A 25560-nucleotide genomic window follows, 5' to 3' on the forward strand; every position below is an offset into this window, starting at 1 on the left:
GGGCGCCCACACGCGCGGACGGCCGGGCCCCGGACCACCACGAGCCCGCCGCCCGGCACACCGTTCGCGCGGGGCCCTTAACGGAATGACTCATGCCGTGATCGGACCGCCCCGGAGCCGGGAATACTCACAGCATGTCTGCCGCCTACGCCACCTTCGGCCTGGCACCGGCGATGCGTGCCGGTGAAGTCCTCGCCAACGGTGACTTCCAGATTCACCGGGACTTCGTGGACTTCATCGTCGACGGCCGCCCGCTCCTCTTCCAGCTCTCCGATCTCGACGCCGTCTCCCCCCTGGCCTCCGACGTCCCACCCGCGATCTTCACCGCCCAGGTCCGCAGCCTCCTGGGCGAGACGGACGCCCCGCTTCCGGGCGGCCGTTACGTCATCTACGGCTGCCCCGAGTGCGAGGACCTGGCCTGCGGTGCCGTCACCGCCGTCATCGAGCGGGAGGGCGACGACTTCATCTGGCGGGAGTTCGCCTGGCAGACGGAGGAGGCCGCGGACCTCCAGCTCAACGGCTACCACGGCATCGGGCCCTTCCGCTTCCGGGGCGACGAGTACCGGGCCGCCCTGGACTCCCTCCTCCCGGACGAGGGCGGCGCGTCCCCGGGAGCCCGCCGACGCGTCCTGCTGATCGGCGCCCGCGTCGCCGTCCTCGCCAAACTGGCCGCCGCGCTGCGCACCATCGGCATCGGCGCCGACATCACCCACGGGGTGGTCGACGTCCCCGCCGACGAACTGCGCGGCTACGGTGCCGTCGCCTTCGGCCGCGCGGTCCCCGAGGAGGAACGTGCCGCCGTACGCCGCTCCTTCCACCACGCGGGCGTCGACGTGGCCTACGTCGACGGCCTCGCCCCGATCATTCCGCTCCTCGTGGCCCAGATAGAGCACGCCCTGGACCGCAGCCCGGTCGAACAGCGCCGTCTGACCCACCTGGTGGCCGCCGACGGCGAGGCGGGCGTCGAGGTCACCTCACCGTGCCGGGTGCGCCTGACCGCGTACCGCCTCGACCGGCTCTACCGCACCCACGCCCACGAGGTCTTCGACGGTCACCTGGCGGCGGGCCGGCACCGGATCCCGCTGGACGCCAGAGCGGTCAGGGGGCAGTCGTTCGTGGTGGCCCGGACCTCGGGAAGTGTCCTGGTGGAGGCGATGGCACGCTGAAGTGCGGAGCGCCGGGCATCCGCTTGGGCCGTTAGGATCGACGGTCTGATGACTGCCACCCTTGTCGCCAAGAACCTCGCCGCCGGCCACGGCGACCGCTCCCTGTTCAGCGGGCTCGACCTCGTCGTCGCGCCCGGAGACGTGATCGGCCTGGTCGGGGCCAACGGCGCGGGCAAGTCCACCCTGCTCAGGATGCTCGCCGGGCTGCTGGCACCGGAGGAGGGGGAGCTCAGGCTCTCTCCGCCCTCGGCGACCGTCGGCCACCTTCCGCAGGAGCCGGAGCGGCGCCCCGGGGAGACCGTCCGCGCGTTCCTCGCCCGCCGCACCGGAGTCGCCGAGGCCCAGCGCACGATGGACGAGGCGACACAGGGCCTGGTCGACGGGACACCGGGCGCGGACGACGCGTACGCCACGAGCCTGGAGCGCTGGCTGGACCTGGGCGGCGCCGACCTCGACGAACGGGCCGAGGAGATCGCCGACTCGCTGGGTCTTGCGGTGGACCTGGACCAGCCGATGACCTCCCTGTCGGGCGGCCAGGCGGCCAGGGCGGGCCTCGCCTCTCTTCTGCTCTCCCGCTACGACGTCTTCCTCCTCGACGAGCCGACCAACGACCTGGACCTGGACGGCCTGGAGCGCCTTGAGCGGTTCGTGAAGGGCCTCCGTACCGGCACCGTGGTCGTCAGCCATGACCGCGAGTTCCTCACCCGCACCGTCACCAAGGTCCTCGAACTCGACCTGGCCCAGCAGCAGATCAACCTCTACGGCGGCGGTTACGAGGCCTACCTGGAGGAGCGGGCGGTGGCCCGCCGTCACGCCCGCGACGACTTCGAGGAGTACGCCGACAAACGGTCCGCACTCCAGGACCGGGCGCAGATGCAGCGCTCGTGGATGGACAAGGGCGTCAAGAACGCCCGGCGCAAGGCGAACAACGACAACGACAAGATCGGCCGCAAGTTCCGCAGCGAGGCCAGCGAGAAGCAGGCCGCCAAGGCCCGCCAGACCCAGCGCATGATCGAACGCCTCGACACCGTCGAGGAACCCCGCAAGGAGTGGGACCTGCGGATGGAGATCGCGTCGGCCCCGCGCTCCGGGGCGGTCGTCGCGACCCTGCGGGACGCCGAGGTACGCCAGGGCGATTTCGTGCTCGGTCCGGTCTCCCTGCAGATCGACTGGGCGGACCGGGTCGCGGTCACGGGCGCGAACGGCGCGGGCAAGTCGACCCTGCTGGGCGCCCTGCTGGGCCGGGTGGCGCTGACCGCGGGAGCTGCCTCCCTCGGTTCCGGCGTCCTGATCGGTGAGGTCGACCAGGCCCGCAAGCTGTTCCACGGCTCGGAGGCACTGATGGACGCGTTCGGCGCGGCCGTCCCCGACACCGAGCCCGCCGAAGTCCGCACCCTGCTGGCCAAGTTCGGCCTGAAGGCGGACCACGTGCTGCGCCCGGCGGCGACCTTGTCCCCGGGTGAGCGTACGAGGGCGGCCCTCGCCCTCCTCCAGGGCCGGGGCGTCAACCTCCTGGTCCTCGACGAGCCGACCAACCACCTCGACCTGCCGGCCATCGAGCAGCTCGAATCGGCTCTGAACGCCTACGAGGGCACGCTCCTGCTGGTCACCCACGACCGCCGCATGCTGGACGCGGTGAGCGTGACCCGCCGCCTGGAGGTCGCGGCCGGCAAGGTGACGGAGACCCCTTAGGGCGCGCGGGGAACCGCGCGACCGGCTACCACCGGCCCGCAGTTCCCCAGCGCCTCTATCGCCCCTTGTTCTTCGGGTTGAGCAACCCGGCCTTGCGCAGTGCATCGGCCATCGCGTTGTTGGCCGGAGCGGGCGCCTGCCGCTGCTGTTGCCTCGGTTGCGGCTGCTGCCGCTGCTGCTGAGGGGGCCGCCCGCCCCGCTGCTGCTGGCGCCGCTCACCGCCGGAGGCCTGCGCTTCGTCGTCGAGCCGCAGGGTCAACGAGATCCGCTTGCGCGGAATGTCGACGTCCAGCACCTTGACCTTGACGATGTCGCCGGGCTTCACCACGTCCCGCGGATCCTTGACGAACGTCTTCGACAGCGCGGACACATGCGCCAGCCCGTCCTGGTGGACGCCGATGTCGATGAACGCCCCGAACGCCGCCACGTTCGTCACGACCCCCTCCAGCACCATCCCGGAGGACAGGTCGGAGATCTTCTCGACACCCTCCTTGAAGGTGGCCGTCTTGAAGGCCGGCCGGGGGTCGCGCCCCGGCTTCTCCAGCTCCTTGAGGATGTCGCTCACCGTGGGCAGACCGAACGTCTCGTCCACGAAGTCCTGCGGCCGGAGCGAGCGCAGCACACCGCTGTTGCCGATGAGGGACGCCACCTCCTGCCCCACGGTCTTCACCATGCGCCGCACCACCGGGTACGCCTCGGGGTGCACGCTGGAGGAGTCCAGCGGGTCACTGCCGCCACGGATCCGCAGGAAGCCGGCGCACTGCTCGTACGCCTTGGGGCCCAGCCGGGCCACCTTCTTCAGCTCGGTGCGCGAGGTGAAAGGACCGTTCGCGTCGCGGTGCGACACGATGTTCTCGGCGAGCCCCGAGGTGATCCCGGAGACCCTGGAGAGCAGCGGAGCGGACGCGGTGTTCACGTCCACCCCCACGCCGTTCACACAGTCCTCCACCACCGCGTCCAGTGAACGCGACAGCTTCACCTCGGACAGGTCGTGCTGGTACTGGCCGACGCCGATCGACTTCGGGTCGATCTTCACCAGCTCGGCCAGCGGGTCCTGGAGGCGGCGAGCGATGGAGACCGCGCCGCGCAGTGTCACGTCCATGTCGGGCAGTTCCTGCGAGGCGAACGCGGAGGCCGAGTACACGGAGGCGCCCGCCTCGGACACCATCACCTTGGTGAGCTTCAACTCCGGGTGCTTGGTGATGAGTTCACCGGCGAGCTTGTCGGTCTCGCGGGACGCCGTGCCGTTGCCGATAGAGACCAGGTCGACGGCGTGCTCCTTGGCCAGCCGGGCCAGTTTGGCGATCGCCTCGTCCCACTTGTTGGCCGGGACGTGCGGGTGGATGACGTCGGTGGCGACCACCTTGCCGGTCGCGTCGACCACGGCGACCTTCACACCCGTACGGAAGCCGGGGTCCAGGCCCAGCGTCGCGCGGGTGCCGGCCGGGGCGGCGAGCAGCAGGTCGCGGAGATTCGCCGCGAAGACGTTGACCGCCTCGTCCTCGGCGGCCGTCCGCAGCCGCAGCCGCAGGTCGATGCCGAGGTGGACGAGGATCCGGGTCCGCCAGGCCCAACGGACCGTGTCCGTCAGCCACTTGTCACCGGGGCGACCGTGGTTGGCGATCCGGAACCTCCCGGCGACGATCCCCTCGTAGGACGAGGGCCCCTCCGTGGCCTCCTCCGGCTCCAGGACGAGGTCGAGGACGTCCTCCTTCTCGCCGCGCAGCATCGCCAGGATCCGGTGCGAGGGCATCTCGGTGAAGGGCTGGGAGAAGTCGAAGTAGTCGGCGAACTTGGCGCCCGCCTCCTCCTTGCCGTCCCGCACCTTCGCGACCAGGCGTCCGCGCACCCACATGCGCTCGCGCAGCTCGCCGATCAGGTCGGCGTCCTCCGAGAACCGCTCGGTCAGGATCGCCCGCGCGCCGTCGAGGGCGGCCTGCGGATCGGCGACGCCCTTGTCCGCGTCGACGAACGCGGCAGCCGCCGCGACGGGGTCCACTGTCGCGTCGCGCAGCAGGCCCTCGGCGAGCGGTTCGAGACCCGCCTCGCGCGCGATCTGGGCCTTCGTCCGGCGCTTCGGCTTGAACGGCAGGTAGATGTCCTCCAGGCGGGCCTTGGTCTCCGCGCCCCGGATCTGCGCCTCCAGCTCCGCGCTGAGCTTGCCCTGCTCGCGCACCGAGTCGAGGATCGCCGACCGGCGCTCCTCCAGCTCCCGCAGATAGCGCAGCCGCTCCTCGATCGTGCGCAGTTGCGCGTCGTCGAGCATCTCGGTCGCTTCCTTGCGGTAGCGGGCGACGAAGGGAACCGTGGAACCGCCGTCGAGCAGTTCCACGGCAGCCTTCACCTGCCGCTCCCGCACGCCGAGTTCCTCGGCGATCCTGCCTTCGATGGACCCTACGTTGGTGGACCCGCTGGACCCGGGTGTCGTCACGATCCCGTACCGCCTTCTCACTGGGGTTGCGCGGCAATTGTGGCAGGCGGCACCGACAGTCGGGGATCAGGGCGCGGTCATCCGGCCGTGGCCGTCAGGCCCGGCGGCTCCTCGTGGAGTCGGACGCACCGCCGAAGAGCCGGGCCACCGCCCGGAACGGGAGCGTCACCACGGTGGCCACGGCGCCACCGATCTGGCGCAGTACGTCTGCGATCGCGCGGAACATGTTCTCCCCTTTCGTCTCCCGGCCACTGCGACCGGAAGCGGAACGGGTACCTCCATGACGGTCGGGCAATCCTCGGCACGAGACTCCGGCCGACGGATCGCCGCGGTTCAGCGCTTGCCGATCAGGTCCGCCGGGAAGGCCCCCGCGGTCATCGCCGCCCGCGCGAACCCCGTCGCGAGTTCCGTCAGCCGCAGTACACCCGCGGCGCCCAGATGCTCGTACGGGGCCCGGTCCAGCCGGTCCGTCTCCGCCTCGGTCCGCTCCCGCAGGGCGCCACCACGCTCCGTCAGCTCACCGTCGGCGTCCAGCAGCCCGCGCTCCCGGAGCCGTCCGGCGGCCGCGTCCCACTCCTGCCGGGTCCAGCCGCGCGTGGTGAACACCCACGACGGCGTCATGCCCCGGCCCGTCGCGGTGTGGGTCACCAGGGCCTCCAGACCGTCGAGCTCCGCGGACATCAGGGCGGCCAGATGCCCGTCGCCCCGGTGCTCACGCAGCAGCGTCGCGGCATGCCACAACGCCAGGTGCGGCTCCTCGGGAACCGGCAGGTCGGCATGCGCGGAGTACAGCGGGCGCCCGCCGCGCGTACAGGCCTCCGTGGCGCGGAGCGCGAGCCGCGCGGCCTCGGCCATGTCGTCGGACGCCACGGCCTCGTCCCCCAGCAGTCGGCGCAGAGTCGCGTCGACGACACGCAGACGTGCGGCTAGGACCTGCTCCGGTGCGGCGGTCCGCCACACCGCGGGCACATGCTCGGCCACCAGTTCGTACTTGTAGTTGTAGAACGCCGCCGCCACCGCCCCCGCGCCGACCGGCCCCAGCGCGGCCGACCGCACCGCGAAGTTGACGGCCCGGGGACTGGTGACGCCGATCGCGGCCAGCTCTTCGGCCAGGTCGGCGGAGAAGTAGTGCGCGGCGTGCAGGGAGTTCAGCGGGTTGTGACAGCGGCGGCCGGCGCGCGGTTCCAGGACGGCAGTAGTCATGGCGTGCAGGTTACCGACCGCTTGGTATCCCCTCTACGGGGGAGCTCTCGATGGCAGAAAAGGTGGGGAACTCGTCATTGCCGCCATCGTCGGCACCCCCAAGAATCGAGGGCATGGCCCCGCGAACCGTTCTCTTCGTCCTCTTCGACGGCATGCAGAGCCTCGACGTCACCGGCCCGCTGGAGGTCTTCGCCGGGGCCGAGCAGCACACCCCGGGCACCTACCGCATCCGTACGGCCTCGCTGGACGGCGCCGCCGTACGCACCTCCAGCGGCCTGACCCTCGTACCGGACGAAACCCTCGCGCAGGCCGATGCCCCGCACACCCTCGTGGTCCCCGGCGGCCAGGGCACCCGGCGCCCCGACGCGCGCCTCACCGACTGGCTGCGCGAACACGGCCCCCGGGCGGAGCGGCTGGTCTCGGTGTGCACCGGTGCCATCCGGCTCGCCGAGGCGGGGCTGCTGGACGGGCGCCGCGTCACGACGCATTGGGCTTACAGCGACAAGCTCGCCCGCGACCATCCGGCCGTCGAGGTGGACCCTGAACCGATCTACATCCGGGACGGACAGGTGTCGACATCCGCCGGCGTCACCTCGGGCATCGACCTCGCGCTCGCCCTGGTCGAGGAGGACCTGGGCCGGGACACCGCCCTCACCATCGCCCGCCACCTGGTCGTCTTCCTGCGCAGGCCTGGCAACCAGGCCCAGTTCAGTGCCCAGCTCGCCGCCCAGACCGCGCAGCGCGAGCCGCTGCGGGAGGTCCAGCACTGGATCACCGAGCACCCCGCCGGCGACCTGAGTGTCGAGACCCTCGCCGCCCGGGCCCGTCTCTCGCCCCGGCACTTCGCCCGCGCCTTCCAGGCCGAGACCGGCATGACGCCGGGCCGGTACGTCGACCGGGTCCGGCTGGAGCACGCCCGCCGCCTCCTGGAGGACACCTCCGACGGCATCGAGGAGATCTCCCGCGCCAGCGGCTACGGCACCCCCGAGGGGATGCGCCGCGCCTTCGTCAAAGCCCTCGGCACGGCCCCGTACGAGTACCGCCGCCGCTTCCGCCCGACCCCGGCCCACTGAAAGGACTCCCGTGCAGATCGCCATCGTTCTCTACGACCGGTTCACCGCTCTGGACGCCGTAGGACCGTACGAGACCCTCGGTCGTCTCCCCGACTCCGAGGTCGTCTTCGTCGCCGAGGAGACCGGCCCCGTCCGCACCGACAGCGGGCGCCTCGCGCTGATCGCCGACAGGACCCTGGCCGAGGTGCCGAACCCGGATGTGGTGGTCGTCCCGGGCGGCCCGGGGCAGACCCCGCAGATGGAGAACGAGGCCCTCCTCGACTGGATCCGCGCCGCGGACGCCACCAGCACCTGGACGACGTCCGTGTGCACCGGCTCCCTGCTGCTGGCCGCCGCGGGCCTCCTTCAAGGGCGCCGCGCCACCTCGCACTGGCTGGCGCTCGACGAACTGCGGAAGTTCGGGACCGAGCCGACGGGGGAGCGGGTCGTGACGGACGGCAAGTACGTCACCGCGGCCGGCGTTTCCTCCGGCATCGACATGGGCCTCGCGCTGATCGGCCGGATCGCGGGCGAATTCGTCGCGCAGGCCGTACAACTCGGCATCGAGTACGACCCCCAGCCGCCCTACGACGCCGGAGCCCCGCAGAAGGCGCCCGCGGACGTCGTCGAGCTGCTCCGGTCGAGGAGCCGGTTCATCCTCGGCCAGGAACCGACCACGTGAACCGCGGCTGACGGCGCTCCAGGAACGCGGCGACGCCCTCCGCGGTGTCGCTGCTGCCCTGCGCCTGCCCGGCCCAGTGGGCGTCCCGGTCGGTGCGCCCGTTCGCGAACTCCTTCGCCGCGGCCTGCGTCAGTTGTGACCGGGAGACCAGGATCCGGGTGAACTCCCCGACCCGCTCGGCGAGTTCGTCTCCAGGCAGCACCTCATCGACCAGGCCTGTACGCAGCGCCCGCTCCGCGTCGATCAACTCACCCGAGAACAACAGATACTTGGCCGCCGCCGGACCGACCAGCGACACCAACCGCCGTGTGGAGGATGCCGCATACACGATGCCGAGCTTCGCCGGTGTCACCCCGAACAGCGCGCCCTCCTCGGCGAAGCGCAGATCGCAGGCCGCCGCGAGCTGCGATCCGCCGCCCACACAGTGCCCCCGGATCGCCGCGAGTGTCGGCTTCGGAAACGCGGCCAGCGCCTCCTCGGCGGCCACCGCGAGCCCCTGCGCCTCCGCGGGCGTCTGACGCAGCGTGGAGATGTCGGCGCCCGCGCAGAACGTCCCGCCCGCACCCGTCAGCACCAGCGCCCGTACGTCCGGATCGGCGGCCAGGGTGTCCAGGAGCGGCGGCAGCGCCCGCCACATCGCCGCTGTCATGGCATTGCGCTTGGCCGGATGGTGGACTACGACGGTAGCGACCGAGTCGGTGACGGTATGCAACAGCTGCGGCTCCGGGAGCTCCATGCGTCGGATGCTAGCCGTATCCCCCGACCGTACGATCAAGAAGGGGGTCGCAGCGCGAGGAGGCCCTGTATGGCAGCGAACAAGCCGGAGAACGACGAGACGGCAAAGCTGAGCCGCGACTTCGGCCGGCTCGCGGCGCTCGGCGTGATCCTGGTGATCGCCGGACTCGTCGGGCTGATCTACACCGGGCTGGCCACCCTCACCTCGATGCTTCTGTTCGGCTGGCTCCTGCTGATCGGCGGCACGGTCGGACTGCTCCACGCGATCCAGGCCCGGGGCTCCAACTTCTTCTGGCTCGGTGTGGTGGTCGCAGCCCTGAACATCGCGGCCGGCGTCGTCGTCATCGGACGCCCGGAGGCGGCGGCCGCGGCCCTGACCATGTTCGCCGCGCTGCTCTTCCTGACCGGCGGGGTGTTCCGGCTGGCGGGCAGCCTGGTGGTGCGCGGACCGCAGTTCGGCTGGACGCTGGTGCAGGGCGCCTTCGGCCTGCTGCTCGGCGTCCTGGTGCTGGCCTCCTGGCCGAGCAACAGCAAGTACGTGATCGGCTGCTTCTTCTCGCTCGGACTGCTCTTCGACGGCCTCGGCCTCATGGCGACCGGATTCGGCGGCCGCAAGATCGTCGATATCGTCGCCGGACAACAAGAGGCCGCCGCCAAACCGACCCAACCCGAATAGTTCACAGAGTTGGTGCGACCCGGTCATAAGCGGTCCCACATGTGATCGCGTCATGCCGGAACGGTCGGAAGTGCTCGATATCTGCTGACTTCTGTTCAGTCCCGTAGGTCGGAACGCTGCGTTGCCAACACTCGACGTGTGGTGACAATCGAGCGCGAGGACGGCGACCGGAGAATGGACGACCACGGGCGCGGGTACGGCCCCCGCCCACCAGGCGGCGCGGAAGAAGAACCTCCAGAACCGGACCCTCTCGGACAAGACCTTCTCGGACCTGACCCTCTGGGTGCGGCATCTCTGGGACCGGCCCTTCTCGACGTCGGCACACCGGATCCGCCACAGCCACTGCCGCCACCACCGCCGCCGTACGAGTACGAGGGCGTATGGCGGTTCACCGCTCCCGCTGTCGACGAGTCGGTCCCGCAGGCGCGACACGCCGTACGGGACCTGCTGTACCGCCAGGGAGTGCCTGCTTCGGAGGATCTCGTACAGGGGCTCCTGCTGATCGTGTCGGAGCTGGTCACCAACGCCGTCCGGCATGCGGCCCTGCTCTCGCCGATGCTCGCCGTGGAGGTGGCCGTGGGCGCGGAGTGGGTGCGGGTGTCCGTCGAGGACAACCACCCCTACCGTCCGACCGCCCTGGAAGCGGCGCACAGCGAGACCGGCGGCCGGGGCCTGCTGCTGGTGCGCGAGGTCACCCGTGAGGCGGGCGGTGCCTGCGACGTCGAGCACACGGCCGGTGGCGGAAAGGTGATCTGGGCCGCCCTGCCGCTCAGTACCGTGCGCCTGTCCTGAGGGCGCTCACCAGCCGGCGGACGGGCCCGTCAGCTCCCTGACCGCGGGACGGGCCGCGTCCAGCACCGTCATGAACCACGACGAGAAGATGTCCTTCGCGTGCCGCTCCGCCAGCTCGGCCGGGGTCACGAAGACGGTCGTGTCGACCTCCTCCGGGTCCGGAGCGAGCGGGGACTGCACCAGGCCGACGAACAGGTGGTTGTACTCCTGTTCGACCAGGCCCGAGTCCGGGTCCGGGTGGTTGTAGCGGACCGTGCCCGCCTCGGCGAGCAGGGAGGGGGAGACGCCCAGCTCCTCGTGGGTGCGCCGGGCCGCCGCCGCGAAGGGCGCCTCGCCCGGGTAAGGGTGGCCGCAGCAGGTGTTGGACCACACACCGGGGGAGTGGTACTTGCCCAGCGCCCGCTGCTGGAGCAGCAACCGGCCCCGCTCGTCGAAGAGGAACACCGAGAAGGCGCGGTGCAGCTGCCCCGGCGGCTGGTGGGCGGCGAGCTTCTCCGCGGTGCCGATCGTCACACCGTGCTCGTCGACCAGTTCCAGCAGGATCGCGTTCGCGGTGCCGTTCGACGGAGTGTGCGTCGTGGTGGCAGGTGTGGTCGGCATACCCATCCTTCACATCGGTTTTCGCGCCCCAAGTGTGCCGCAAGAATCGGGCACCCCCGGCCAGTGATCGTGCCCGGCGCGGCGGCCGGGGAACCGCCCGGGGCGGGGCTGTGGGGTGGAGGACGCAAAGGTGAGCCGGATCGCTGCATTCCGTCAGAACGGGCGTTTCATGCGCCGTACACGCGTGTCAGTGGCACAGTCGCGCCTCGTGCTCCGCGTGCCCGACGGGCTCCAGCTGGAAGGTGCAGTGCTCCACGTCGAAGTGGTCGCCGAGGCAGCCCTGGAGCTCGTGCAGCATCTTCTCGTGACCGATCCCACTCAGGACGTCGGAGCGCACCACCACGTGCGCGGACAGCACCGGCATGCCCGAGGTGATCGTCCAGGCGTGCAGGTCGTGGACGTCCTCCACGCCGTCCAGGGCGAGGATGTGGGTCCGTACCTCGGTCATGTCCACGTCCCTGGGCGCCGCCTCCAGCAGGACGTCGAGGGTCTCGCGCAGCAGCTTGAAGGTGCGCGGCACGATCATCAGGCCGATCACCAGTGAGGCGATCGGGTCGGCGGCCTGCCAGCCCGTGGTCAGGATCACCGTCGCCGAGATCAGTACGGCGACCGAGCCCAGCGCGTCCGCCGCGACCTCCAGGAACGCCCCGCGCACGTTCAGGCTCTCCTTCTGGCCGCGCATCAGCAGGGTCAGGGAGATCATGTTCGCGACCAGGCCGATCGCGCCGAACACGATGGTCAGTCCGCCCTCGGTGGCGGTCGGCGTGATGAACCGCTGGATCGCCTCGTACAGGACGTAGCCGCCGACACCGAGCAGCAGCAGACAGTTCGCCAGGGCCGCCAGGATCTCGGCGCGGGCGAAACCGAAGGTGCGGTTGCCGGTCGCCGGGCGGTTCGCGAAGTGGATCGCCAGGAGTGCCATGCCGAGGCCCAGCGCGTCCGTCGCCATGTGCGCGGCGTCGGCGACCAGGGCGAGGGAGTCCGCGACGACCCCGCCGACGATCTCCACCACCATGACGGTGAGCGTGATCGACAGCGCCACCCGCAGCCTGCCGACGTACGCCGCGGTCGCCGTACCGCCGGCCGGGGCGTGTGAGTGCCCGTGATCGTGCCCTGCCCCCATGGAAGCCGCCTCCTACGCGTCGACCCGGAACGGCCCGCCCGGGATCACAGTGAACTACGGGCGGGGGGTACCGGGCAACGCGGCACTGAACACCGTTGTCATGTGCTCTGACCTGGGGAAACGAATCGCAGGTCAGGGGAGCCTCAGTTGTGGTGCAGCAGCCAGCCCCGCCAGGCGGAGTCGATCATCTCGCGCACCCCTCGCCGCGCGCTCCAGCCGAGCGCCTCGGCGGCCCGGACCGCCGAGGCCACCGACACGGGCGCGTCCCCGGGACGCCTCGGCTCGACGACGGGCGGGCGCCTGTCTCCGGTCACGTCCGCGATGACCGTGACCATCTCGCGCACGGAGACGCCCTCCCCTCGACCGATGTTGACCGTCAGGTCGCCGCTCAGGTCGCCTTCGGACAGCCGCCGGGCCGCCGCGAGGTGGGCCTCGGCCAGGTCGGACACATGGATGTAGTCACGGATGCAGGTGCCGTCCGGCGTCGGGTAGTCGTCGCCGAAGATCCGCGGGGCCTGGTCGCGGGTGAGCCGGTCGAAGACCATCGGGACGATGTTGAAGACCCCGGTGTCCGCGAGTTCCGGCGCGGCGGCCCCGGCGACGTTGAAATAGCGCAGGCAGACGGTGGAGATTCCGTGCGCCTGCCCGGCCGCCCGCACCAGCCACTCCCCGGCGAGCTTCGTCTCGCCGTAGGGGTTCACCGGCGCGCACGGCGTCTCCTCCGTGATCAGTTCCGCATCCGGGTTGCCGTAGACGGCCGCCGACGAGGAGAAGAGGAAGCGGGAGACGCCCGCCTCCGCGACGGCCTCCAGGAGGGTCGCGAGACCGCCGACGTTCTCCTGGTAGTAGCGGGCCGGCTGCGCCACCGACTCGGCTACCTGCTTGCGCGCCGCGAGATGCACCACACCCGTCACCGCGTGTTCGGCCAGCACCCGCTTCAGCAGGCCGCCGTCGAGCGAGGAGCCGCGGACCAGCGGCACGTCTGCGGGGAGCCGGGCGGGCACGCCCGCCGACAGGTCGTCCAGGACGAGCACTCGCTCCCCGGCCCCCGTCATGGCCCGCGCCACATGCGCCCCTATGTACCCGGCACCGCCGGTGATCAGCCACGTCATGGTCGCCCACCCTATGCCGACGCTCCGAGGCGCCTCACGGTGTCCCGGATGTCCGCTCTGCGGGGCACGGTTTGTGGGCGGGGGCCCGGATCACCGATGATGATCGCGGCAAAGGCCGGGGGAGACGGTGTTGATCGGCCCGTGAACGGGCGGTGAACGCAGCCTTCTTGGCATCCGATAGCCTCTGCCGACATGCCGCCCGCCTGGTGTTCCCAAGGGGCGCCCCCATCATGCACATGACCGGCGCCCGCGCGTCGGCACCCAGGGAGTGAGTTCGGTTGTCGACCGCCATCCTCACCGGTCAGCCGGTCCCCGGATCGTCGATCGAGGGTGATCTGCGGTCCCTCGGCTTCGACGTGAAGGTCGCCGTGGACGCCGCCGACGCCGAGCGCATGGTCGCCGAGGCGCCCTGCGACCAGCGCGTCAGCCTCGTCGACGCCCGCTTCGTCGGCCACGTGCACTCCCTGCGCCTGGGCCTCACCGACCCCCGCTTCCCGCTCGCCGCACTGCCCGGCGCCGTCACCGCGCAGCCCGACGGCCGCGTGCCCCTCACCCGGGCGCTGGCCCGCGAGAACTCCGCGGGCGGCGGCACGGCGGTGGCCGTGAACAGCGTGCCCGACCGTGTCGTCACCGCGCTGGCCGACGACGGCGCCGACGTGTACCGCCCCGAACTCGGCAGCCTGGTCGCCGCCGTCCCCGCCGACCCGCAGGCCCGCAACGAGGCACGGCAGGCCGTCGCGGACGTCGACGACGAGGCCGTACGCCTGAAGTCGGCCGTGAAGTCCCGTGACGGCTTCTTCACCACCCACTTCATCAGCCCGTACTCCCGCTACATCGCCCGCTGGTGCGCCCGCCGCGGTCTGACCCCGAACCAGGTCACCACCGCCTCCCTGATCACCGCGCTGGTCGCGGCGACCTGCGCCGCCACCGGCACCAGGCCCGGCTTCATCGCCGCCGGCCTCCTGCTCATCGCGTCCTTCGTGCTGGACTGCGTGGACGGCCAGATCGCCCGCTACGCCCTGCAGTACTCCACGCTCGGTGCCTGGCTCGACGCCACCTTCGACCGGGCCAAGGAGTACGCCTACTACGCGGGCCTCGCCCTCGGAGCGGCCCGCGGCGGCGATGACGTCTGGGCCCTCGCCCTCGGTGCGATGGTCCTCCAGACCTGCCGCCACGTCGTCGACTTCGCCTTCAACGAGGCCAACCACGACGCCACCGCCAACACCAGCCCCACGGCCGCCCTTTCGGGCAAGCTCGACAGCGTCGGCTGGACGGTGTGGGTCCGGCGGATGATCGTCCTGCCGATCGGAGAGCGCTGGGCGATGATCGCCGTGCTCACGGCGGTCACGACGCCCCGGATCACCTTCTACGCCCTTCTCGTCGGGTGCGCCTTCGCGGCGACGTACACCACGGCGGGCCGGGTGCTGCGGTCGCTGACCCGCAAGGCACAGCGCACGGACCGGGCGGCGCAGGCGCAGGCGCTGGCGGATCTGGCGGACAACGGACCGCTGGCCGGACTGCTGGCACGTGTCTCGCGGGCCCCTCTCGGAGGCCCGCTCGTGGCGGCGCTGGGCGGCACGGTGATCCTGGCCGTCGCCCTCTTCTCCGGCGTCACCTGGGCGCCCGTCGCGGGTGCCGTCGTCTACGCGGACGCCGCCGGTCAGGCCCTGTACCGCCCCCTCAAGGGCGCCCTCGACTGGCTCGTCCCCCCGCTCTTCCGCGCCGCCGAATACGGCACCGTGCTGATCCTCGCGGCCCGAGCGGACGTGAACGGAGCCCTTCCTGCGGCTTTCGGGCTGGTGGCCGCGGTCGCCTACCATCACTACGACACGGTGTACCGCATCCGCGGCAACGCCGGAGCGCCCCCGGCCTGGCTGGTGCGCGCCATCGGAGGGCACGAAGGACGGACGCTGCTCGTCACCGTCCTGGCCGTCCTCCTCACCGCTTCGCAGTTCACGGTCGCGCTCACGGTCCTCGCCGTGGCCGTCGCCCTGCTGGTGCTCGTCGAGAGCATCCGCTTCTGGGTGTCCTCCGGGGCGCCCGCCGTACACGATGAAGGAGAACCCGCATGATCGGCCTTGTGCTGGCGGCCGGCGCCGGACGCCGTCTGCGCCCCTACACCGACAGCCTGCCCAAGGCTCTGGTGCCGGTGGGCCCCGCGGGCATAGAGGGCGAACCGACGGTTCTCGACCTCACCCTCGCCAACTTCGCGGAGATCGGGCTGACCGAGGTCGCGATCATCGTCGGCTACCGCAAGGAGGCCGTGTACGACCGCAAGGCGGCCCTCGAGGAGAAGTACGGCCTCAAGCTCACCCTCATCGACAACGACAAGGCCGAGGAGTGGAACAACGCCTACTCCCTGTGGTGCGGCCGTGACGCCCTCAAGGACGGCGTGATCCTCGCCAACGGCGACACCGTGCACCCGGTCTCCGTCGAGCGGACGCTGCTCGCCGCGCGCGGTGAGGGCAGGCGGATCATCCTCGCCCTGGACACCGTGAAGTCGCTGGCCGACGAGGAGATGAAGGTCGTCGTCGACGCCGAGAAGGGCATGACGAAGATCACCAAGCTGATGGACCCGGCCGAGGCGACCGGTGAGTACATCGGGGTCACCCTCATCGAGGGCGACGCCACCGCCGAGCTGGCCGACGCGCTCAAGACGGTGTGGGAGACCGACCCGCAGCAGTTCTACGAGCACGGCTACCAGGAGCTCGTGAACCGCGGCTTCCGGATCGACGTGGCCCCGATCGGCGACGTCAAGTGGGTCGAGATCGACAACCACGAGGATCTGGCCAAGGGGCGGGAGATCGCATGCCTGTACTGACCCGGCTGATTCCCTCGCCGGTCGTCGTGGACATCCGCCCGGGTGCCCTCGACGACCTGGCCGGTGTGCTCGCCGACCAGCGCATCTCGCACTCCGGCCGGCTCGCGGTCGCCGTCAGCGGCGGCTCCGGCGCCCGGCTGCGCGCGCGCCTCGAACCGAGCCTGCCCGGCGCCACCTGGTACGAGGTCGGCGGCGGCACACTCGACGACGCGATCCAACTGGCGGGTGACATGAAGGCCGGTCACTACGACGCGGTCGTGGGTCTCGGCGGCGGCAAGATCATCGACTGTGCCAAGTTCGCCGCTGCGCGCATCGGCCTGCCGCTGGTCGCCGTACCGACGAACCTCGCGCACGACGGCCTGTGTTCGCCGGTCGCCACCCTCGACAACGACGCGGGGCGCGGCTCCTACGGCGTGCCGAACCCGATCGCGGTCGTCATCGACCTCGACGTGATCCGCGAGGCACCGGTCCGCTTCGTGCGGGCGGGCATCGGGGACGCGATCTCCAACATCTCCGCGATCGCGGACTGGGAGCTCGCGAACCGCGTCAAGGGCGAGAAGATCGACGGTCTGGCCGCGGCCATGGCCCGACAGGCGGGCGAGGCCGTCCTACGGCATCCCGGCGGGGTCGGCGACAACGCCTTCCTCCAGGTGCTCGCAGAGGCGCTCGTGCTCAGCGGGATCGCCATGTCGGTGTCGGGCGACTCACGCCCGTCCTCCGGCGCCTGCCACGAGATCAACCACGCCTTCGACGTGCTCTATCCCAAGCGCGCTGCCGCCCACGGCGAACAGTGCGGGCTGGGCGCGGCCTTCGCGATGTACCTGCGCGGAGCCCACGAGGAGTCGGCCTACATGGCCGAGGTGCTGCGCCGGCACGGACTGCCGGTGCTGCCGGAGGAGATCGGCTTCACGCCCGCGGAGTTCGTCCGTGTCGTGGAGTTCGCTCCGGAGACCCGCCCCGGCCGCTACACCATCCTCGAACACCTCGACCTCACGACCGACCAGATCAAGGACATCTACACCGACTATGTCAAGGCCATCGGTAGCTGAACTCCGTCCGGTCGTCCACCCCGCAGGGGTCAAGGACCGGCGCAGCGGTGAGCACTGGATGGGACGCCTCTACATGCGTGAGGTGTCCCTGCGGGTGGACCGCTACCTGGTGAACACCAGGGTCACGCCCAACCAGCTCACGTACCTGATGACCGTCTTCGGCGTCCTCGCGGCCCCGGCGCTCCTGGTACCGGGGATCCCGGGCGCCGTGCTCGGCGTGGTGTGCGTCCAGATGTACCTGCTGCTGGACTGCGTCGACGGCGAGATCGCGCGCTGGAAGAAGCAGTACTCGCTGAACGGCATCTACCTCGACCGGGTCGGCGCCTACCTGACCGACGCGGCCGTGCTCGTCGGCTTCGGACTGCGCGCCGCCGACCTGTTCGGCAGCGGCCGTATCGACTGGCTGTGGGCCTTCCTCGGCACCCTGGCCGCCCTCGGCGCGATCCTCATCAAGGCCGAGACCGACCTCGTCGGCGTCGCCCGCCACCAGACCGGCAAGCCCCCCGTGCAGGAGGCCGCCGCCGAGATGCGCTCCTCCGGCATGGCTCTGGCCCGCAAGGCCGCCGCCATGCTGAAGTTCCACCGGCTGATCCTCGGCATCGAGGCGTCCCTGGTGATCCTGGTGCTGGCGATCGTGGACAACGTTCGCGACGACCTCTTCTTCTCCCGGCTCGGCGTCGCCGTGATGGCCGGCATCGCGCTCCTGCAGACCCTTCTGCACCTCGTCTCCATCCTCGCCTCCAGCAGGCTGAAGTGAGCACCGGCATGAAGGTCGGCGCGGTGATCATCACCATGGGCAACCGCCCCGAGGAACTGCGCGCCCTGATCGACTCGGTCGCCAAGCAGGACGGCGACCCGGTCGAGGTGGTCGTCGTCGGCAACGGCTCGCCCGTCCCGGACGTCCCCGACGGTGTCCGGACGATCGAGCTGCCCGAGAACCTCGGCATCCCCGGCGGCCGCAACGTCGGCATCGAGGCCTTCGGTCCCAGCGGCCGTGACGTCGACATACTGCTCTTCCTCGACGACGACGGCCTCCTGGCCACCCACGACACCGCCGAGCTGTGCCGCCGGACGTTCACCGAGGACCCGAAGCTCGGCATCGTCAGCTTCCGCATCGCGGACCCGGAGACCGGCATCACTCAGCGTCGGCACGTCCCGAGGCTGCGTGCCGCCGACCCGATGCGCTCCTCCCGGGTCACCACCTTCCTCGGCGGCGCCAACGCCGTACGCACGCAGGTCTTCGCCGAAGTGGGCGGCCTCCCGGACGAGTTCTTCTACGCCCACGAGGAAACCGACCTGGCATGGCGGGCTCTCGACGCGGGCTGGATGATCGACTACCGGTCCGACATGGTGCTGTACCACCCCACGACCGCGCCCTCGCGGCACGCGGTCTATCACCGCATGGTCGCCCGCAACCGCGTCTGGCTCGCCCGCCGCAACCTCCCCGCGCCGCTCGTCCCGGTCTACCTCGGCGTCTGGCTGCTGCTCACGCTTGTGCGCCGCCCCTCCCGGCCGGCCCTCAAGGCCTGGTTCGGAGGGTTCCGGGAAGGCTGGAGCACACCGTGCGGCCCGCGCCGGCCCATGAAGTGGCGTACGGTGTGGCGGCTCACCCGACTGGGCCGGCCTCCTGTGATCTGACAAGCTCGTCCCTGAGAGCACCCGGGCCGCACCGCGGCCCCACACCCGTGCCCTGCCTGCACAGGCCGCGCATCTCGAAGACGAAAGACACCCACCATTGAGTGAGACAACGCACGACGGCAAGGTCGCGACCAGCGTGTCCGCGTCGCCCGCCCAGGGCCCGACGGCCGCGCAGCTCGCCGAGCGGCACGGACTGTCCGTGAGCGGCGCCCGGCCCTCGCTCGTCGCATACGTACGCCAGCTCTGGGCCCGGCGTCACTTCATCCTCGCGTTCTCGCGGGCGAAGCTGACCGCCCAGTACAGCCAGGCCAAGCTCGGCCAGCTGTGGCAGGTGGCGACCCCGCTGCTGAACGCCGCCGTGTACTTCTTCATCTTCGGCGTCATCCTGAACGCCAGCCGGGGCATGTCGAAGGACGTGTACATCCCGTTCCTCGTGACGGGTGTCTTCGTGTTCACCTTCACGCAGAGCTCGGTCATGGCGGGCGTGCGCGCCATCTCCGGCAACCTCGGCCTCGTCCGCGCGCTGCACTTCCCGCGCGCCTCGCTGCCGATCTCCTTCGCGCTCCAGCAGCTCCAGCAGCTGCTGTTCTCGATGGTCGTGCTGTTCGCCGTGGCCATCGGCTTCGGCCACTACCCCGACCTGTCCTGGGCGCTCATCGTCCCGGTGCTGGCCCTGCAGTTCCTCTTCAACACCGGCCTGGCGCTGATCATGGCCCGCGCGGGTGCCAAGACGCCCGACCTGGCACAGCTCATGCCGTTCGTGATGCGTACCTGGATGTACGCCTCCGGCGTGATGTTCTCGATCCCGATCATGCTGGCCGACAAGCCGCAGTGGGTCGCCACGGTTCTCCAGTGGAACCCGGCGGCCCTCTACATGGACCTGATGCGCTTCGCGCTCATCGACGAGTACGGCGCCGAGAACCTGCCCGACCACGTCTGGGCGGCCGCGGTCGGCTGGGCGGCGCTCTTCGCGCTCGGTGGCTTCGTGTACTTCTGGAAGGCTGAGGAGAGGTACGGCCGTGGCTGAGCAGATCACCGACGAGCAGGTCCCCACGGTCATCGCGGACGAACTGCACATCGTCTACCGCGTCAACGGCGCCAAGACCGGCAAGGGCAGTGCCACCTCCGCCCTGAGCCGCATCCTCAAGCGCGGCGAGGAGCGCGGTGTGCGCAAGGTGCACGCCGTCCGGGGTGTCTCCTTCGTCGCCTACAAGGGCGAGGCGATCGGCCTGATCGGTTCCAACGGTTCCGGCAAGTCGACGCTGCTGCGCGCGATCGCGGGCCTTCTGCCCGCCGAGAGCGGCTGTGTCTACACCCACGGTCAGCCTTCCCTCCTCGGCGTGAACGCGGCGCTGATGAACGACCTCACCGGCGAGCGGAACGTCATCCTGGGCGGCCTCGCCATGGGCATGTCCCGGGAGCAGGTCAAGGAGCGCTACCAGGAGATCGTCGACTTCTCCGGGATCAACGAGAAGGGCGACTTCATCACCCTTCCGATGCGGACGTACTCCTCCGGCATGGCGGCCCGGCTGCGCTTCTCCATCGCCGCCGCCAAGGACCACGACGTCCTCATGATCGACGAGGCCCTGGCCACCGGCGACCGCTCCTTCCAGAGGCGTTCGGAGGAGCGCATCCGCGAACTGCGCAAGCACGCGGGCACGGTGTTTCTCGTCAGTCACAACAACAAGTCGATCCGTGACACCTGCGACCGGGTGCTGTGGCTGGAGCGCGGCGAACTGCGCATGGACGGCCCGACCGACGAGGTCATCCAGGAGTACGAGAAGTTCACGGGCAAGTAGTCCACCCCGCCCGGACGAAAGAGACCGCTCCGCTTCCCAGGGCCTCGCCGGAACTGCTCCGGCGGGGCCCTGCGTCTGCAAAGGAAACGTCAACTTCGGCCCCCCTTAGGAATCTTGGGGCCAATCGGTGTGTTGTTGTGATGTGCAGGACACCCCGACGATCCTTAACGCGTTGTACAACGTAAGCTGTACCGGTGCTCAATCGCGTCAAGTGGGGCGATAACGCGCGACACCCGCTACCCTGACGCCGCACGGACGGCCGGGCGGCGTGTCCGAAATAGTGCGTCTTGGGTCGGCGGTGTAGAACGGGAGATGTGACGGCAATGGCGACCGAAGATCCCCAGCTCCACCCGGCTCATGCCGTCCCCATCCCGGGAAGTGAGCGGTGACGGAAACTGGTACGGCCCGCGCCGGTGATCCGGAGCGTGGCACGCTCGACAAGGCCGCGGGGGAGAACTTCCCCGTGGCTCCGTTCTTCCTGCCCAAGGACTGGCGCACCGACCTCATGGCCGTCTACGGGTTCGCCCGCCTTGTCGACGACATCGGCGACGGCGACCTGGCCCCCGGCGGTGCCGACGCGGAGCTGCTCGGCGTGTCGCCCGAGGAGGCCGAGGACCGGCTGATCCTCCTCGACGCCTTCGAGGCCGACCTGAACCGGGTCTTCTCCGGAGAGCCCCGCCACCCCCTGCTGCGCCGCCTCCGGCCGACCGTCCGCCGTCGCGCCCTCACTCCTGAGCCTTTCCTCGGCCTGATCGCCGCCAACCGTCAGGACCAGTTGGTCACGCGCTACGAGACCTACGACGACCTGCTCGCCTACTGCGAGCTGTCCGCCAATCCCGTCGGCCGTCTCGTGCTCGCCGTCACCGGCACCTCGACCCCCGAGCGGATCCGGCTCTCCGACGCGATCTGCACCGCCCTCCAGATCGTCGAACACCTCCAGGACGTCGCCGAGGACCTCGGCCGCGACCGGATCTATCTGCCCGCCGAGGACATGAAACGCTTTCACGTCCAGGAGGCGGATCTCGCCACGAAAACCGCGGGCGCATCGGTGCGCGCACTGGTTGCATACGAAGCACAACGCGCTCGCGAACTCCTGAATGAAGGCGCCCCTCTGGTGGGTAGCGTCCACGGCAGGTTGAAGCTGCTGCTCGCAGGGTTCGTGGCGGGGGGAAGGGCGGCGATCCGCGCGATCGCCGCCGCCGAATACGACGTACTTCCCGGCCCGCCCAAGCCCGGCAGGATCCAGCTGCTGCGCGAAGTGGGCGTCACTCTGCGAGGAAAGGGGTGATCCGGACCGTGGAGTCATCACCACCCGCGTCCGCACCGGTACTCGCCGCCTACAGCTACTGCGAGGCAGTCACCGGGCAGCAGGCCCGGAACTTCGCGTACGGCATCAGGCTGCTGCCGACATCCAAGCGGCGCGCGATGTCCGCGCTCTACGCGTTCTCACGGCGCGTCGACGACATCGGCGACGGTGCGCTGGCGGACGAGGTCAAGACCGCGAGACTCGAGGACACCCGGGCGATGCTGGCCCGGGTGCGCGACGGCTCGGTCGACGAGGACGACACCGATCCGGTGGCCGTCGCCCTCGCCCACGCCGCCGAGACCTTCCCGATCCCGCTCGGCGGCCTGGACGAACTGATCGACGGCGTCCTCATGGACGTACGCGGCGAGACCTACGAGACCTGGGACGACCTGAAGGTGTACTGCCGCTGTGTGGCGGGCGCCATCGGGCGGCTCTCGCTCGGCGTGTTCGGCCCGGAACCCGGGGCGCGCGCTGCCGAACGCGCGCCGGAGTACGCCGACACGCTCGGGCTCGCGCTCCAGTTGACCAACATCCTCCGGGACGTCCGTGAGGACGCCGAGGGCGGGCGCATCTACCTGCCCGCCGACGACCTCGCGAAGTTCGGCTGCTCGGCCGGCTTCAAGGGGTCACAACCACCCGAGGGCGCCGACTTCGCGGGCCTCGTGCACTTCGAAGTGCGACGGGCCCGCGCTCTTTTCGCCGAGGGCTACCGGCTGCTCCCCATGCTCGACCGGCGCAGCGGTGCCTGTGTCGCCGCCATGGCCGGCATCTACCGCCGGCTGCTCGACCGCATCGAGCGCGACCCCGAGGCGGTGCTGCGCGGCCGCGTCGCGCTGCCCGGGCGTGAGAAGGCGTATGTCGCCGTCCGCGGCCTGTCCGGGCTGGACGCACGGCATGTGACCCGGCGGACCGTCAGGAGGCGTGCCTGATGGGCAGTGTGGACAATTCGGTCCAAGGTGATGCCACCGGAGAAAAGTGGCACGCAACCCTCCGCTCCGGGACGGCGTCCCTGACTGCAACGGTCGGCCGCGTACATCTCGAACACCGCGGCGGCCGCGCAGGGGAGGGTGTGCGATGACCGACGGGCATCAGTCCGCGCGGTACGCCGTCGTGATCGGGGGCGGGCTCGCCGGCATCACCGCCGCGCTCGCGCTCGCCGATGCCGGAGTGCGCGTCACCCTGCTCGAAGGCAGGCCACGCCTGGGCGGCCTCGCCTTCTCCTTCCAGCGCGGAGAACTGACCGTCGACAACGGACAGCACGTCTATCTGCGTTGCTGCACCGCCTACCGCTGGTTCCTCGATCGCATCGAGGGGACGGCGCTGGCGCCGCTGCAGAATCGTCTCGACGTACCCGTACTCGACGTGGCCCGGCCCGAGGGCCGACGGCTCGGCAGACTACGGCGCGACGCGCTGCCGGTGCCCCTGCATCTGGGGCGCAGCCTCGCGACCTATCCGCATCTCTCGCTCGCCGAGCGGGCCAGGGTGGGGCGTGCCGCGCTCGCTCTCAAGGGGCTCGACCTCGCCGATCCGAGCCTGGACGCACAGGACTTCGGCAGCTGGCTGACCGCGCACGGTCAGTCGGCGCGTGCCGTCGAGGCCCTGTGGGACCTGGTCGGGGTCGCCACCCTCAACGCGGTCGCGGGCGACGCCTCGCTGGGGCTCGCCGCGATGGTGTTCAAGACCGGTCTGCTGTCCGACCCGGGCGCGGCCGACATCGGCTGGGCGCATGTCCCGCTGGGTGAACTGCACGACCGGCTCGCTCGCAAGGCGCTCGACTCCGCGGGCGTGCGTACCGAGGTCCGTACACGCGTCACCTCCATCTCTACTGACGAGAACGGCAGTTGGAGCGTTCAGGTTCCCGGACAGACGCTCCGCGCCGACGCCGTGGTCCTCGCCGTCGCCCCGAACGAGGCCGCTGACCTGCTGCCGGAGGGCGCGCTCGACTCCCCGGAAAATCTCCGGGAGATCGGCACCGCCCCGATTCTCAACATCCATGTCGTCTACGACCGCAAGGTCCTCGACAAGCCGTTCTTCGCGGCCCTGGGCACCCCGGTGCAGTGGGTCTTCGACCGCACCGACGCCTCCGGACTGCGCGAGGGCCAGTACCTCGCCCTGTCCCAGTCGGCCGCGCACGACGACATCGACAAACCCGTGGCGGAGCTGCGCGAGCGCTATCTGCCCGAGCTGGAGCGGCTGCTGCCCCTCGCGCGCGGCGCGCAGGTGCAGGACTTCTTCGTGACCCGGGAGCGCACGGCGACGTTCGCTCCGGCCCCCGGCGTCGGACGGCTGCGGCCCGGCGCCCGTACGAAAGCCCCCGGCCTCTACCTGGCCGGCGCGTGGACCGCCACAGGGTGGCCCGCGACCATGGAAAGTGCGGTCCGCAGTGGCGTGAGTGCGGCGGACGCCGCGCTGAGCGTCCTGGGCCGGCCCCGCCCCGCCCGCCTCTTCGAGTTCGAGGAGGTCGCATGATGCTCGATCAGCACGGCGCGTCAGGCCCCCGCACCCCTGGTACCGGAACAAGAGGAGAGACTGTGCCCACTGTGCCCCCGGCCGAGACGGCCGCTCGGAGGACCGCGGTGGACGTGACCGCGCTCCTCGAGCGCGGCCGGACCCTGGCCACCCCGGTGCTGAAGGCGGCCGTGGACCGTCTGGCGTCCCCGATGGACACCGTTTCCGCCTATCACTTCGGTTGGATCGACGCGGCGGGCAACCCGGCCGACGGGGACGGCGGCAAGGCCGTGCGCCCCGCCCTGGCCGTCCTCTCGGCGGAGGTCACCGGCGCCGCGCCCGAGACCGGCATCCCCGGCGCGGTCGCCGTCGAGCTGGTCCACAACTTCTCGCTCCTGCACGACGACCTGATGGACGGCGACGAGCAGCGCCGCCACCGCGACACCGTCTGGAAGGTGCATGGTCCCGCCCAGGCCATCCTGGTCGGCGACGCCCTGTTCGCGCTGGCCAACGAGGTCCTGCTTGAGCTCGGCACCGTCGAGGCCGGTCGTGCCACCCGCCGCCTGACCACCGCCACCCGCGCCCTCATCGACGGCCAGGCGCAGGACATCTCCTACGAGCACCGCGACCGCGTCAGTGTCGAGGAGTGCCTGGAGATGGAGGGCAACAAGACCGGCGCCCTGCTCGCCTGCGCCAGCTCCATCGGCGCGGTGCTGGGCGGCGCGGACGACCGCACCGCCGACATCCTGGAGAAGTACGGCTACCACCTCGGCCTCGCCTTCCAGGCCGTCGACGACCTGCTCGGCATCTGGGGCGACCCGGTCGCCACCGGCAAGCAGACCTGGAGCGACCTGCGCCAGCGCAAGAAGTCCCTGCCCGTGGTGGCGGCGCTCGCGGCGGGCGGACCCGCCTCCGAGCAGCTCGGCGAGATCCTCGCCGCCGACGCCAAGAGCAGCGACTTCGAGAACTTCTCCGAGGCGGAGTTCGCAGCCCGCGCCGCCCTCATCGAGGAGGCCGGCGGCCGCGAGTGGACCGCCGAAGAGGCACGCCGTCAGCACACCATCGCCATCGAGGTCCTCGACGCCATCGACATGCCCGACCGGGTACGGGCGCAGTTCACGGCGCTCGCCGACTTCGTCGTCGTACGAAAGAGATGATCACTATCGGTCGAATAGCCCTCGCGTAGTCGCCGGCCGGTGCTGCGAGGAAAGGAAAGGCACCGGCCGACGGCGGAC

At 70.8% G+C, this 25560-nt stretch carries 25 protein-coding genes; 18 read left to right on the forward strand and 7 right to left on the reverse strand.

All coding sequences use genetic code 11. The annotated features are described in order from the left end of the window. Positions 1-134: 134 nt before the first annotated feature. Positions 135-1166: an oxidoreductase gene (locus tag OHT57_RS40960; protein WP_328751940.1), complete on the forward strand. Its 1032-nt coding sequence runs from the start codon at positions 135-137 to the stop codon at positions 1164-1166. 48 nt (positions 1167-1214) lie between these two features. Continuing rightward, on the forward strand, positions 1215-2858 hold the full coding sequence (locus tag OHT57_RS40965; RefSeq protein WP_328751942.1) for an ABC-F family ATP-binding cassette domain-containing protein: 1644 nt from the start codon (positions 1215-1217) through the stop codon (positions 2856-2858). Between the two features lie 55 nt (positions 2859-2913). Here the strand turns inward: OHT57_RS40965 and OHT57_RS40970 are convergent, their stop codons facing one another. From OHT57_RS40970 to OHT57_RS40980, 3 genes are all read right to left on the reverse strand, one after another. Continuing rightward, the gene (locus OHT57_RS40970; RefSeq protein ID WP_328751944.1) at positions 2914-5289 is read right to left on the reverse strand and encodes a Tex family protein; all 2376 of its coding nucleotides are present in this window, start codon (positions 5287-5289) and stop codon (positions 2914-2916) included. Positions 5290-5383: 94 nt separating this feature from the next. Then, positions 5384-5515: an LPFR motif small protein gene (locus tag OHT57_RS40975; protein ID WP_328751946.1), complete on the reverse strand. Its 132-nt coding sequence runs from the start codon at positions 5513-5515 to the stop codon at positions 5384-5386. Positions 5516-5622: 107 nt separating this feature from the next. Next, the gene (locus OHT57_RS40980; RefSeq protein ID WP_328751948.1) at positions 5623-6492 is read right to left on the reverse strand and encodes an SCO6745 family protein; all 870 of its coding nucleotides are present in this window, start codon (positions 6490-6492) and stop codon (positions 5623-5625) included. Positions 6493-6605: 113 nt separating this feature from the next. Here OHT57_RS40980 and OHT57_RS40985 point away from each other — a divergent pair, with 113 nt between their 5' ends. Next, a complete protein-coding gene (locus OHT57_RS40985) occupies positions 6606-7565 on the forward strand; it encodes a GlxA family transcriptional regulator (RefSeq protein ID WP_328751950.1) in 960 nt (319 codons plus the stop codon). Positions 7566-7575: 10 nt separating this feature from the next. Further along, positions 7576-8226, forward strand: coding sequence for a DJ-1/PfpI family protein (locus tag OHT57_RS40990; protein ID WP_328751952.1), 651 nt, complete (start codon positions 7576-7578; stop codon positions 8224-8226). On the opposite strand, the gene OHT57_RS40995 is transcribed toward OHT57_RS40990, so the two are convergent. Beyond that, on the reverse strand, positions 8198-8962 hold the full coding sequence (locus OHT57_RS40995; protein ID WP_328751954.1) for an enoyl-CoA hydratase/isomerase family protein: 765 nt from the start codon (positions 8960-8962) through the stop codon (positions 8198-8200). The two genes, OHT57_RS40990 and OHT57_RS40995, sit on opposite strands and share 29 nt — an antisense overlap. A gap of 69 nt (positions 8963-9031) precedes the next feature. On the opposite strand from OHT57_RS40995, the gene OHT57_RS41000 reads away from it, so the two are divergent. Both OHT57_RS41000 and OHT57_RS41005 read left to right on the forward strand, forming a co-directional pair. Further along, positions 9032-9637, forward strand: coding sequence for an HdeD family acid-resistance protein (locus tag OHT57_RS41000; protein WP_328751955.1), 606 nt, complete (start codon positions 9032-9034; stop codon positions 9635-9637). A 174-nt stretch (positions 9638-9811) separates the two neighbouring features. Continuing rightward, a complete protein-coding gene (locus OHT57_RS41005) occupies positions 9812-10429 on the forward strand; it encodes an ATP-binding protein (RefSeq protein ID WP_443053645.1) in 618 nt (205 codons plus the stop codon). A gap of 6 nt (positions 10430-10435) precedes the next feature. Here OHT57_RS41005 and idi read toward each other — a convergent pair whose 3' ends face one another. From idi to galE, 3 genes are all read right to left on the reverse strand, one after another. Further along, on the reverse strand, positions 10436-11029 hold the full coding sequence (gene idi, locus OHT57_RS41010; RefSeq protein ID WP_328751958.1) for an isopentenyl-diphosphate Delta-isomerase: 594 nt from the start codon (positions 11027-11029) through the stop codon (positions 10436-10438). 187 nt (positions 11030-11216) lie between these two features. Beyond that, on the reverse strand, positions 11217-12152 hold the full coding sequence (locus OHT57_RS41015; protein WP_328751960.1) for a cation diffusion facilitator family transporter: 936 nt from the start codon (positions 12150-12152) through the stop codon (positions 11217-11219). A gap of 143 nt (positions 12153-12295) precedes the next feature. Beyond that, complete coding sequence (galE, locus tag OHT57_RS41020) at positions 12296-13264, reverse strand: UDP-glucose 4-epimerase GalE (protein ID WP_328751962.1); 969 nt, start codon at positions 13262-13264, stop codon at positions 12296-12298. Positions 13265-13542: 278 nt separating this feature from the next. Here galE and OHT57_RS41025 point away from each other — a divergent pair, with 278 nt between their 5' ends. The 12 genes from OHT57_RS41025 (at position 13543) to OHT57_RS41075 (ending at position 25482) form a co-directional block, all read left to right on the forward strand. Further along, entirely contained in the window at positions 13543-15336 is a 1794-nt protein-coding gene (locus OHT57_RS41025; RefSeq protein WP_328751964.1) for a DUF5941 domain-containing protein, read from the forward strand. Then, positions 15333-16085 carry a phosphocholine cytidylyltransferase family protein gene (locus OHT57_RS41030; RefSeq protein WP_328751966.1) on the forward strand — a complete coding sequence of 251 codons (753 nt, stop codon included), beginning with the start codon at positions 15333-15335 and terminating at the stop codon, positions 16083-16085. The genes OHT57_RS41025 and OHT57_RS41030 overlap by 4 nt, the downstream gene beginning before the upstream one ends. After that, positions 16073-17134: an iron-containing alcohol dehydrogenase family protein gene (locus tag OHT57_RS41035; protein ID WP_328751968.1), complete on the forward strand. Its 1062-nt coding sequence runs from the start codon at positions 16073-16075 to the stop codon at positions 17132-17134. The genes OHT57_RS41030 and OHT57_RS41035 overlap by 13 nt, the downstream gene beginning before the upstream one ends. Further along, positions 17112-17891 (forward strand): CDP-alcohol phosphatidyltransferase family protein, encoded by a 780-nt coding sequence (locus OHT57_RS41040; protein ID WP_328751970.1) that lies wholly within the window; start codon positions 17112-17114, stop codon positions 17889-17891. The genes OHT57_RS41035 and OHT57_RS41040 overlap by 23 nt, the downstream gene beginning before the upstream one ends. 8 nt (positions 17892-17899) lie before the next feature. Beyond that, positions 17900-18772 (forward strand): glycosyltransferase family 2 protein, encoded by an 873-nt coding sequence (locus tag OHT57_RS41045; RefSeq protein WP_443053646.1) that lies wholly within the window; start codon positions 17900-17902, stop codon positions 18770-18772. A gap of 97 nt (positions 18773-18869) precedes the next feature. Continuing rightward, positions 18870-19799 carry an ABC transporter permease gene (locus tag OHT57_RS41050; RefSeq protein WP_328751974.1) on the forward strand — a complete coding sequence of 310 codons (930 nt, stop codon included), beginning with the start codon at positions 18870-18872 and terminating at the stop codon, positions 19797-19799. Continuing rightward, entirely contained in the window at positions 19792-20571 is a 780-nt protein-coding gene (locus OHT57_RS41055; protein WP_328751976.1) for an ABC transporter ATP-binding protein, read from the forward strand. Before OHT57_RS41050 ends, OHT57_RS41055 begins: the two co-directional genes overlap by 8 nt. A gap of 385 nt (positions 20572-20956) precedes the next feature. Beyond that, entirely contained in the window at positions 20957-21859 is a 903-nt protein-coding gene (gene hpnC, locus OHT57_RS41060) for a squalene synthase HpnC (RefSeq protein WP_328751978.1), read from the forward strand. Next, positions 21856-22806, forward strand: a complete 951-nt coding sequence (gene hpnD, locus OHT57_RS41065) for a presqualene diphosphate synthase HpnD (protein ID WP_328751980.1) — start codon at positions 21856-21858, stop codon at positions 22804-22806. The genes hpnC and hpnD overlap by 4 nt, the downstream gene beginning before the upstream one ends. Next, the gene (locus tag OHT57_RS47555) at positions 22806-22955 is read left to right on the forward strand and encodes a DUF6380 family protein (RefSeq protein WP_443053544.1); all 150 of its coding nucleotides are present in this window, start codon (positions 22806-22808) and stop codon (positions 22953-22955) included. The genes hpnD and OHT57_RS47555 overlap by 1 nt, the downstream gene beginning before the upstream one ends. Beyond that, entirely contained in the window at positions 22952-24346 is a 1395-nt protein-coding gene (gene hpnE / locus OHT57_RS41070) for a hydroxysqualene dehydroxylase HpnE (RefSeq protein ID WP_328751982.1), read from the forward strand. Before OHT57_RS47555 ends, hpnE begins: the two co-directional genes overlap by 4 nt. Continuing rightward, entirely contained in the window at positions 24346-25482 is a 1137-nt protein-coding gene (locus OHT57_RS41075) for a polyprenyl synthetase family protein (protein ID WP_328753473.1), read from the forward strand. The genes hpnE and OHT57_RS41075 overlap by 1 nt, the downstream gene beginning before the upstream one ends. Positions 25483-25560 lie beyond the last annotated feature (78 nt).

The sequence above is a fragment of the Streptomyces sp. NBC_00285 genome (assembly GCF_036174265.1).
In the GTDB taxonomy this organism is placed as follows: Bacteria; Actinomycetota; Actinomycetes; order Streptomycetales; family Streptomycetaceae; genus Streptomyces.